Consider the following 9,336-nt stretch of genomic DNA (forward strand, 5'->3'; position numbering starts at 1 on the left):
TGGCCGAAGGCCATCGCGAAGCGACGCGAACGAAGAGAGCGCCCTTGACGGCCCGGCCCACCCCGGAAGGACAGTGGACTGACGGGACGCCCCCGGACCCTCTCCGATGCCGGGTGCGGGAATCCCGCCCCCCGAAGCCCCCGCCCCGCCTACCGCCTACCGCCCCCGGGTACGGGAATCCCGCCCGTCCCCGCCTCCCCCGAAGCCACCAGCCCCCTACACCGCCGACTCCGGCGTGATGCGGCTGCGGACTGCCGACTGGACTTCTTCTTCCTCCGCCGGATCCGCGGCCAGCCTGCGCAGTCTCGGGGCGACGCGGGCGTCCGCGGTTTCCGCGTGGTGGGCCGCCACCTCGCGGGTGGTCTCCTCGCAGTCCCAGAGGCATTCCACCGCGAAGCCCGCCGCGAAGGACGGGTCCGTGGCGGCCAGGGCGCGGGCCGCGCGGCCGCGGAGGTGGGACGAGGCCGTCTCGCGGTAGACGTGGCGCAGCACCGGTGCCGCGCAGCCGATCGACAGCCGGCCCGCTCCGTCCACGAGGGCGAACAGCCGCGGGGAGTCGGGGCCGGAGCCGCGGACGGTGGAGCGGAGGGCGCCCAGGACCAGGCCGGCGTCCTCGGCTTCGCCGTGGGCGGCCAGGAGGGCGGCGGCGGCCGCGCCGAGGGCGTCGGGGCGGTGGACCCAGCGGCGGGCCCGTTCGACGGCCGCGGGGCCGGTCATGCGCTCGTAGGCGGCGACGGCGGGCTCGTCCGCGGCGGCTTCGATGAGGTCCAGGACGGCCGGGTTGTCCGGCTCGGCGAGGACCAGGTGGTGCAGGGCGGTGGCCCGGGCGGCTTCGCCGAGAGTGCCGGCGGCGGCCGCGAGGATGGCGGAGCGGTCTTCGGGTGCGGCCACGGCGGCGAGACACCGCGCGGCGGGTACGTGCAGCGGGGTTCCGCGGCGCAGCCCGTCGGTGGCCCAGTCGAAGACGGCCTGGACGCCCCAGCCGGGCCGGGGGCCGTTGGGGGTGAGCTGGCGCTGCCAGCGGTCGAAGGAGCCCTGGCGGCGGGCTGCGCGCAGCCGCTCTCCGTAGGCGGGCAGTTCCTCCCAGAGGGACCACGGCCGGGGCTCGTAGGCGTCGCGTACGGCGGCGGCCAGCCGTGCCTCGCCCTCCGGGGTGGCGGGGAATCTGGCGAGGACCGGCGCGGCGAGGGAGCGCAGGCCCTGGTCGTCGTCGCGCAGGGCGAGTTCGTCGAGGGCCCAGGCCCAGTTGGCGCCGGAGGCGGCGTAGCGGCGCAGCAGCATGAGTGCGTCGTCGCGCCCGTAGGAGGCGAGGTGGCCCAGGACGGACAGGGCGAGGCCGGTCCGGTGGTCCGTGTCGTCGACGAGGTCGTCGGCGCTGAAGAGGTGGTTCTCGATCTCGCCGAGGGGCCCGTCGAGGTCGAGGTACAGGCGTGCGTAGTACAGGGAGCGGTTCTCGACCTGCCAGTCCTGGCGCGGGTCGCGGAGCACGCACTGGTTGAGCGCCGTGAGGGCCTCCGCTCTGGGCGCCGCGAGCGCGTGCAGCGTGCCGTCGCCGCGGCCGCGCTGGAGGAGCCCGAGCAGGGTGCCGCTCGGCGCTATGACTGGTTCGAACATGGGAATGGCCTCAAATCAAGCTGGGGACGCAACCGGGAATCGGGATTCACAGGGCCGCGTAACAGCATGTGAGGACGTCCGCCGTCTTGTTCCGCTCGATGTAGACCATTGCCTTCTCACTCTCGTCGGTGCTTCGCGACCTCGGCGGCCGATCCGGCAGGGGGGCTCGGACACCCTTCGTGTCCTGCCCGGTCCTGCCCGTCCGTCGTGCTCGCGAATCGAATCCGACGCCATGATGACCCAGGCGGTTTGTGCGCCGCGACCACATTTACGGCTGTCGTGATCAACCCGTGAGCCGGGGGACCGGTCGGACCGTGCCAGGTCACGGCCGGAAACGGACTACTTGGCTCCGAACAGTTCCAGCAGGTGGGCCTTGGCGAACATGCGGGCCGTGTCCACGGCGGAGGGGGTTCCGGCGTTCGGGTCGGCGCCTGCGGCGAGCAGGGCGCGGATGACGTCCTCCTCGCCCTTGAAGACGGCGCCGGCGAGCGGGGTCTGGCCGCGGTCGTTGGCGCGGTCGGCCTCGGCGCCGCGGGCGAGCAGGGCGGTGACGGTGTCGGCGTGGCCGTGGTAGGCGGCCAGCATGACGAGGGTGTCGCCGCGGTCGTTGGTGAGGTTGGCGGGGATCCCTGCGTCGAGGTAGGCGGTGAGCAGGGCGGTCTGGCCCTGGCGGGCGAGGTCGAAGATCTTGGTGGCCAGTTCGATGACGTCCTCGTCGGGGGCGCCCTGGGCGCCGTCCGCGGTGGGTTCGTGCTGCTCGCTCATCGGTCGTGTCCGCCTTTCCTCAGCGAGTCGGGATGGGGCAGGCCGGGCGGGCAGGGGGGTGCCCGGCGCTGCGTCCGTGCGGGTGAAGCGCCAGAGTAGCGCCCCGACCTGCACGTACGGGGGCGTGTCCACGGTGGGGATCCCCGGCGGGGACGGGCGGGCCGGTGTGCGGGGGGTGCGCCAGCCGGACTGGTCCGGTCAAGTGAAAAAGGCCGAGATTCACTCCATTGCACCTTTTATCGCATTGATACTTCCTGTGAGCCTGGAACAACTGATGGTGAATGTCCCCACCCACCAGGAGAACTTCATGATCCTCTCCATCTCAGGCGTCGTCCTGCTCGGCATCATCGCCTTCCTCTTCTTCAAGAAGGACGGGCTGAAGCTCTCGCACGCGTTCGTCTGCTCGCTGTTCGGCTTCTTCCTCGCCGGTTCCGCCATCGCGCCGAGCATCACGGCGAGCACGGCGAGCCTGGCGAGCCTGCTCGGCGGGATCAAGCTCTAGCGTCCGCTGCCGCCCGTCCCGCCCGACCGGACAACTCCAGGAGACGCCCGTGGCCCGGCGCCCACTCCCCCGCATCCTCAGCAGCGGCACCGCGTCGCTGGCCCGGGGCCGCGAGCTCGCGCGCACGGCCGCCGACAGTGCCACGGACGTCCTCCATCCGCTCCTGCTCATCGGGCGCGGCCTGCGCCTCCTGGCCGCGGCCGGGCGGCGCAAGTGGGCCGGGACCCCCAAGGACAGGCGTGGTCCCGCGCTGTTCCTGGGGGCCACCTGCGTCCTCGTGGTCGCCCTCGTCCCCTACGGCCCGCTGCTGGCCCTGATCACCCTGATGGCGGCGGCGGCCTGGGCCGGACGGGACCGCAAGCCGGCCGGTACCGGCCCGGGCGACGCCGAGAGCGAACGGCTCGGCTCCCTCTACGAGGCCCTGGTGCCGTACTTCTCGACCTCGGAGGACCCCGATCCGCTCTTCGCCCACGGCGGGAGCTGGGAGCGGGCCTTCAGCGACTGCGCGTTCGACGAGGAGGGCCGGATCACCCGGCTCCACATCCGCTACCCGGCCTATTTCACCGACGGCGAAGCCGCCTCGCGGGCCCGGATCGAGGCCCTGCTGCACGCCAAGTCCGGGCGGGGCCGCGAGTACCTCTTCACCTGGGACGAGGAGGGAAACCGGCTGGATCTGACGGTGCTCGCGCCACTGCCGGCCGGGATCGCCGCGCAGCCCTTCGTCACCTCGCCCGGCGAGACCGTGCTCGGCTTCACCGACGCGGCGAGCGTGCGGCGCACGCTGCCGGTCAAGGAGGGCGAGCAGCCGCGCGACGTGCCGCCGGTGATCTGGCGTACGGGTCCCCGCTCGACCGAGCCGCACCTGCTGGCCGTGGGCCAGCCGGGCAGCGGCACCTCCACGCTGCTGCGCTCGATCGCCCTCCAGGCGCTGCGGCACGGCGGTGAGGTGCTGGTCGTGGAGGGCGGCGGCAGCGGCGACTTCGCGTGCCTGGCCGGACGGGCGGGCGTACGCGCCGTCGAGTGCACGCCGGCGGGGGCGCTCGCGGTGCTGGAGTGGGCCGCGCAGGAGACCGGCCGCCGGCTGATCGAGACCCACCGCGCCCGGGAGGAGGGCCTCGGGGTGCCGGAGGACACCCGGCGCCCGCTGTGGATCCTGCTGGACCGGCCGAGCGTGCTGGCACACCTCGCGGCGGCCGAGGGGAGTCCCGATCCGCTCGCGCAACTCCAGGTGCCGCTGCGGCACGGCCGTACCGTGCACGTCACCGTGGTGGTGGCCGAGCACTTCGACCATCTGGAGCTGCTGAACGACGCCGTGTGGCAGCACACGAGGGCGCGGGTGGCGCTCGGGGCGGCCGCGGCGCAGCAGGTCGCGGACGTGCTGGGGCTGCCGCCGCACACCACCCCGCCCGCGCATGTCCCCGCGGGGCGCGGGTACGCGCGGCTCGGGGCGGGTCCGGTGCACCGGCTGCAGGTGCCGGCCACGCCGGATCCCTACGACGATGCGGCGCATCCGGTACACCTCCAGGCCGTACGGGAGCTGCTGCCCGCGCGGGAGACCCCGGAGCGGCCCGTCGGGCCGCCCAAGACGCTGCAGGTGCAGCCCCCGGCCCAGCTCCAGGGCCGGGCGCCGGACGCCACGGAGGTCCCGGACGCCCCGGAGGTCCCGGCCGAGGCTCCCTGAGCGGGGTGCGCCCGGGGGCCTACGCCACGAAGGTGCGCGGCGGCTCCGCGCCGCTGCCGCCCGCTCCGGTGCCGACCAGCCGGGCCGCCGCCGCCAGCCGGGCCGCGGCCTCCTCGGCCACCGGCCCGCCGACGGTGAACGGCAGCCGGACGTACCCCTCGAAGGCGCCGTCCACGCCGAACCGCGGGCCCGAGGGCACCCGTACGCCGACCCGCTCCCCCACCTCCGCGAGCCGGGAGCCGGACAGGCCGCCCGCCCGGGCCCACAGGGTCAGCCCGCCCCGCGGCACCTCGAACTCCCAGTCGGGCAGTTCCCGGCGCACCGCCGCGACCAGGGCGTCCCGGTTCTCCCGGGCCTGGGCGCGGCGGATCCCGACGGCCTCCTCCCAGCCGCCGGTCCGCATCAGCCAGTTCACCGCGAGCTGTTCCAGCACCGGCGTGCCGAGGTCGGCGTACGCCCGCGCCGCGACCAGGCTGCGGATGACGTCGGGCGCCGCGCGGACCCAGCCGATCCGCATGCCCGCCCAGAAGGCCTTGCTGGCGGAGCCGACGGTGATCACGGTGGAGCCGGCGGGGTCGAAGGAGCAGACGGGCCGGGGCATCTCCAGCGCCGGGTCGAGCCGGAGCTCGGTCATGGTCTCGTCGACGACGAGGACGGTGCCGGCCGAGCGGGCGGCTTCCACCATGGCGCGGCGCTGCTCCGCGGTGGCGAGGGCTCCGGTCGGGTTGTGGAAGTCGGCGACGACGTAGGCGAGGCGGGGTGCGGCGTCGCGCAGGACCTGGCGCCACAGGGACATGTCCCAGCCGCCGAGCCCGTCGGCCATGGCGACCGGTACGAGCCGGACTCCGGCGGCGCGCATGAGCTGGAGGATGTTGGCGTAGGAGGGGGATTCGACGGCGATCCGCTCGCCGCGGCCGGCGAACAGGCTGCAGATGGCGTCGATGGCGCCCATGGCGCCGGTGGTGACCATGATCTGCTCGGGCATGGTGGGGATGCCGCGCTCGGTGTAGCGGTCGGCGAGCATGCGGCGCAGCGCGGGCAGTCCGGCGGGGTAGTCGCCGTGGGTGTGCGCGTACGGCGGCAGTTCCTCCAGGGCGCCCTGCACGGCCTTGGTGAGCCACGGCTCGGGGGCCGGGAGGGCGGCGCAGCCGAGGTCGATCATCGAGCCGAGGGACTCGGGCGGCAGCGGTTCCAGGCCGCGGGCGGGCAGCGGGTTCCCGGCCGGTACGGAGGTCCAGCTGCCGGCGCCGCGGCGGGATTCCAGGAACCCCTCGCCGCGCAGGGCCTCGTAGGCGGCGGCGACGGTGGTGCGGCTGAGGGAGAGGGCGACGGCCAGTTCCCGCTCGGCGGGCAGCCGGGCCGCGACGGGGATGCGGCCTTCGAGGACGAGCAGCCGGATCCCGTCGGCGAGGGTGCGGTACGCGGGGAGTTTGCGCGCTCCGGGGACGCCGGGCCGCTCCTGCTGGGAGGTGATGAGCCGCGCGAGCTGTGCGGCACCGACCGCCGAGGTCCACTCTGCCATGCCGTCCGGTCCACCTTCGTTGCATTGGCCCCACCGCACCGCGGCAGCGGTGGGTATTGGATTGCTTCCTTCCCGCACAGCCTGTCACGCCGGGGGCCACCGGGCCAGGGTCGGCCGTGGAACGGTGGCGGCCCGGTGTTCACCGGGGCTCCATGCCGTCGCTCCCGGAGCCGGGGGCGGAGCGGGCATACTGCGGGGGGTGACGCACGTACGCCTTCACCACCCGTATCTGGACCACCCGGCTCCGATTCCGTTCGCGCACCGGGGAGGTGCAGCGGACGGCCTGGAGAACACCGCCGCCGCCTTCCGGCGGGCCGCCGCCGCGGGGTACCGCTACTTCGAGACCGATGTGCACGCCACCGCCGACGGCAAGCTCGTCGCCTTCCACGACGCGACCCTGGACCGGGTCACCGACGGGCGCGGCCGGATCGCGGAGCTGACCTGGAACAAGGTCCGTGAGGTGCGGGTGGGCGGCAGCGAGCCGCTGCCGCTGTTCGAGGAGCTGCTGGAGGAGTTCCCGGACGCCCGCTGGAACATCGACGTCAAGTCCGAGTCGGCGCTGCACCCGCTGCTCAACCTGATCGCCCGGGCCGGGGTCTGGGACCGGGTGTGCGTGGGGTCGTTCTCGGAGAGCCGGGTGGCCCGGGCGCAGAAGATCGCCGGCCCGCGGCTGGCGACCTCGTACGGGGTGCGCGGGGTGCTCGGGCTGCGGCTGCGTTCGTACGCGATTCCGGCGGCGCTGCGTGCCGGGGCGGTGGCGGCGCAGGTTCCGGAGACGCAGGGGGGCGTCCGGGTGGTCGACCGGCGCTTCGTCCGCACCGCGCACGAGCGGGGCCTCCAGGTGCACGTGTGGACCGTGAACGAACCGGAACGTATGGAGGCTCTCCTCGACCTGGGTGTCGATGGCATCATGACCGACCGGATCGACATCTTGCGCACGGTGCTGGACCGGCGCGGGGCCTGGGCCTGACAGGGCTGCCGGGCTGCGCGCGGGCGTCCGCGGGCCGTGCGGTACGGGGACCAGCGAGGGGGCACTGATGAGTGCGCAGACGACGGACGAAGCGGAAGCCGGTTCCGAGGACGGCAGACGGGCCGCGGAGGCGGCCGCTGCACGCAAGCGGGAGCAGCGGGGCTGGTACTTCTACGACTTCGCGGTGTCGGTGTACTCGGCGAGCGTGCTCACCGTGTTCCTCGGGCCGTACCTGACCTCCGTGGCGAAGGCCGCGTCGGACGCCGAGGGCTACGTGCACCCGCTGGGGATCCCGGTGCGGGCCGGCTCCTTCTTCGCGTACTCGGTGTCGGCCTCGGTGATCCTGGCGGTGCTGGTCATGCCGCTGGCGGCGGCGCTCGCGGACCGGACGGGCCGCAAGAAGCCGCTGCTGGCGGCGGCCGCGTACACGGGCGCCGCGGCGACGACCGGGATGTTCTTCCTGGGCGGTGAGCGCTATCTGCTGGGCGGGCTGCTGCTGATCGTCGCGAATGCCGCGCTGTCGGTGTCGATGGTGCTCTACAACGCCTACCTGCCGCAGATCTCCACGCCCGACGAGCGCGACGCGGTCTCCTCGCGGGGCTGGGCCTTCGGCTACACCGCGGGCTCGCTGATGCTGGTGGTGAACCTCGCCCTGTACCTGGGCCATGACGGGTTCGGCCTGTCCGAGGGTGCGGCGGTGCGGATCTGCCTGGCCTCGGCGGGCCTGTGGTGGGGGGCCTTCGCGGTGATCCCGCTGCGCCGGCTGCGGGACCGGGCGGTCGTCCGGGAGCCCGGCGCGGGGCCGGCCGTGAGCGGCTGGAAGCAGCTGGTGGCGACGTTGAAGGACATGCGGCGCTATCCGCTGACGCTGTCGTTCCTGCTGGCGTACCTGATCTACAACGACGGCGTGCAGACGGTGATCTCCCAGGCGTCGGTGTACGGCTCGGAGGAGCTGGAGCTGGAGCAGTCCACGCTGATCGGGGCGGTGCTGCTGGTGCAGGTCCTGGCGGTGGGCGGGGCCCTCGGGATGGGCCGGCTGGCCCGGACGTACGGGGCCAAGCGGACGATCCTCGGTTCGCTGGCGGCGTGGGCAGTGACGCTGGGGGCCGGGTACTTCCTGCCGGCCCGGACGCCGGTGTGGTTCTTCGCCTTGGCGTCGATGATCGGGCTGGTGCTGGGCGGCAGCCAGGCGCTGTCGCGGTCGCTGTTCTCGCACCTGGTGCCGGCGGGCAAGGCGGCGGAGTACTTCTCCGCGTACGAGATGAGCGACCGCGGGCTGAGCTGGGTGGGTCCGCTGGTGTTCGGCCTGACGTACCAGGTCACCGGGAGCTACCGGGACGCGATCATCTCGCTGGTGGTGTTCTTCGCACTGGGTTTCGTGCTGCTGGCGCGGGTGCCGGTGCGGCGCGCGGTGGAGGCGGCGGGGAATCCTGTTCCCGAGCGCATCTGACGGCGGTCCGCGCCCCGGAAGCGGCCCGTCCACGGCCGGATCTTCATACGAATTCCGAACGGATTTCGACGTTGAAGCGAAGGGCCGGTAGTGTACGCCTTTGGCCTGCCAGGCGGACCGTTACTGCGTGCTGAAGAAGTAAAGACGTTGGGTGACATCTGCTGCCAGATGTGACAAAACGGGCATTGGTGGGTACAACAAGGGGCGGCACGACGGGCGACGCACGACCCGGAGCGGGAATCTATACCGCCGACCGGACGTTGACCGGATGACGACGACAGCGACACCTGTCCTGTGGGCGACAAGCCCGGGAGGCACGATTCATGAGTGAGCGAGCTCTCCGCGGTACGCGGCTCGTGGTTACCAGCTACGAGACGGACCGCGGCATCGATCTGGCCCCGCGCCAGGCGGTGGAGTACGCATGCCAGAACGGACATCGATTTGAGATGCCGTTCTCGGTTGAGGCAGAGATTCCGCCGGAGTGGGAGTGCAAGGCGTGCGGCGCCATGGCACTCCTGGTGGACGGGGACGGGCCCGAAGAGAAGAAGGGCAAGCCTGCGCGAACGCACTGGGACATGCTCATGGAGCGGCGCACCCGCGAGGAGCTGGAGGAGGTGCTGGCCGAAAGGCTGGCGGTCCTGCGTTCCGGCGCCATGAACATTGCCGTGCATCCGCGGGACAGCCGCAAGTCCGCCTGACGAGCGGACGGATTCACGCACAACAAGCCGAGGGCCCCCGCCCCCCACCCGGCCGGGGGGCCGCGGCCGCGGTGGGCCTGCCCCCCCGTTACCACACAATACCCCACTCACAAAACTTCCCAAAGATTTAATAA

General features: G+C 73.2%; 8 protein-coding genes. 5 read left to right on the top strand and 3 right to left on the bottom strand.

Annotated elements, in window-relative coordinates; all coding sequences use genetic code 11:
- Positions 1 to 216: 216 nt before the first annotated feature.
- Together ABZ128_RS35165 and ABZ128_RS35170 are read right to left on the bottom strand one after the other, a co-directional pair.
- Positions 217 to 1,614 carry a HEAT repeat domain-containing protein gene (locus tag ABZ128_RS35165; RefSeq protein WP_356853935.1) on the bottom strand — a complete coding sequence of 466 codons (1,398 nt, stop codon included), beginning with the start codon at positions 1,612 to 1,614 and terminating at the stop codon, positions 217 to 219.
- 339 nt (positions 1,615 to 1,953) lie between these two features.
- The gene (locus ABZ128_RS35170) at positions 1,954 to 2,379 is read right to left on the bottom strand and encodes an ankyrin repeat domain-containing protein (RefSeq protein ID WP_356853937.1); all 426 of its coding nucleotides are present in this window, start codon (positions 2,377 to 2,379) and stop codon (positions 1,954 to 1,956) included.
- A 307-nt stretch (positions 2,380 to 2,686) separates the two neighbouring features.
- On the opposite strand from ABZ128_RS35170, the gene ABZ128_RS35175 reads away from it, so the two are divergent.
- Together ABZ128_RS35175 and ABZ128_RS35180 are read left to right on the top strand one after the other, a co-directional pair.
- A complete protein-coding gene (locus ABZ128_RS35175) occupies positions 2,687 to 2,881 on the top strand; it encodes a hypothetical protein (RefSeq protein WP_356853947.1) in 195 nt (64 codons plus the stop codon).
- 49 nt (positions 2,882 to 2,930) lie between these two features.
- Positions 2,931 to 4,562, top strand: a complete 1,632-nt coding sequence (locus tag ABZ128_RS35180) for an ATP-binding protein (RefSeq protein WP_356853939.1) — start codon at positions 2,931 to 2,933, stop codon at positions 4,560 to 4,562.
- 19 nt (positions 4,563 to 4,581) lie between these two features.
- On the opposite strand, the gene ABZ128_RS35185 is transcribed toward ABZ128_RS35180, so the two are convergent.
- Entirely contained in the window at positions 4,582 to 6,084 is a 1,503-nt protein-coding gene (locus tag ABZ128_RS35185; protein ID WP_356853941.1) for a PLP-dependent aminotransferase family protein, read from the bottom strand.
- A gap of 199 nt (positions 6,085 to 6,283) precedes the next feature.
- Between ABZ128_RS35185 and ABZ128_RS35190 the strand changes: the two genes are divergently transcribed.
- From ABZ128_RS35190 to ABZ128_RS35200, 3 genes are all read left to right on the top strand, one after another.
- Complete coding sequence (locus ABZ128_RS35190; RefSeq protein WP_356853943.1) at positions 6,284 to 7,054, top strand: glycerophosphodiester phosphodiesterase family protein; 771 nt, start codon at positions 6,284 to 6,286, stop codon at positions 7,052 to 7,054.
- Positions 7,055 to 7,121: 67 nt separating this feature from the next.
- Complete coding sequence (locus tag ABZ128_RS35195) at positions 7,122 to 8,504, top strand: MFS transporter (RefSeq protein ID WP_356853945.1); 1,383 nt, start codon at positions 7,122 to 7,124, stop codon at positions 8,502 to 8,504.
- 323 nt (positions 8,505 to 8,827) lie between these two features.
- Positions 8,828 to 9,202, top strand: coding sequence for an RNA polymerase-binding protein RbpA (locus ABZ128_RS35200; protein WP_007262928.1), 375 nt, complete (start codon positions 8,828 to 8,830; stop codon positions 9,200 to 9,202).
- The last annotated feature ends 134 nt before the right edge of the window (positions 9,203 to 9,336 follow it).

The organism is Streptomyces sp. NPDC006326 (assembly GCF_040612915.1).
Classification (GTDB): Bacteria; Actinomycetota; Actinomycetes; order Streptomycetales; family Streptomycetaceae; genus Streptomyces.

What these genes read in the sequence shown, in the direction of transcription:
- ABZ128_RS35165 (WP_356853935.1), bottom strand. Translation starts at nt 1,614, where the DNA reads ATGTTCGAACCAGTCATAGCGCCGAGCGGCACCCTGCTCGGGCTCCTC.
- ABZ128_RS35195 (WP_356853945.1), top strand. Translation starts at nt 7,122, where the DNA reads ATGAGTGCGCAGACGACGGACGAAGCGGAAGCCGGTTCCGAGGACGGC.
- ABZ128_RS35175 (WP_356853947.1), top strand. Translation starts at nt 2,687, where the DNA reads ATGATCCTCTCCATCTCAGGCGTCGTCCTGCTCGGCATCATCGCCTTC.
- ABZ128_RS35200 (WP_007262928.1), top strand. Translation starts at nt 8,828, where the DNA reads ATGAGTGAGCGAGCTCTCCGCGGTACGCGGCTCGTGGTTACCAGCTAC.
- ABZ128_RS35170 (WP_356853937.1), bottom strand. Translation starts at nt 2,379, where the DNA reads ATGAGCGAGCAGCACGAACCCACCGCGGACGGCGCCCAGGGCGCCCCC.
- ABZ128_RS35185 (WP_356853941.1), bottom strand. Translation starts at nt 6,084, where the DNA reads ATGGCAGAGTGGACCTCGGCGGTCGGTGCCGCACAGCTCGCGCGGCTC.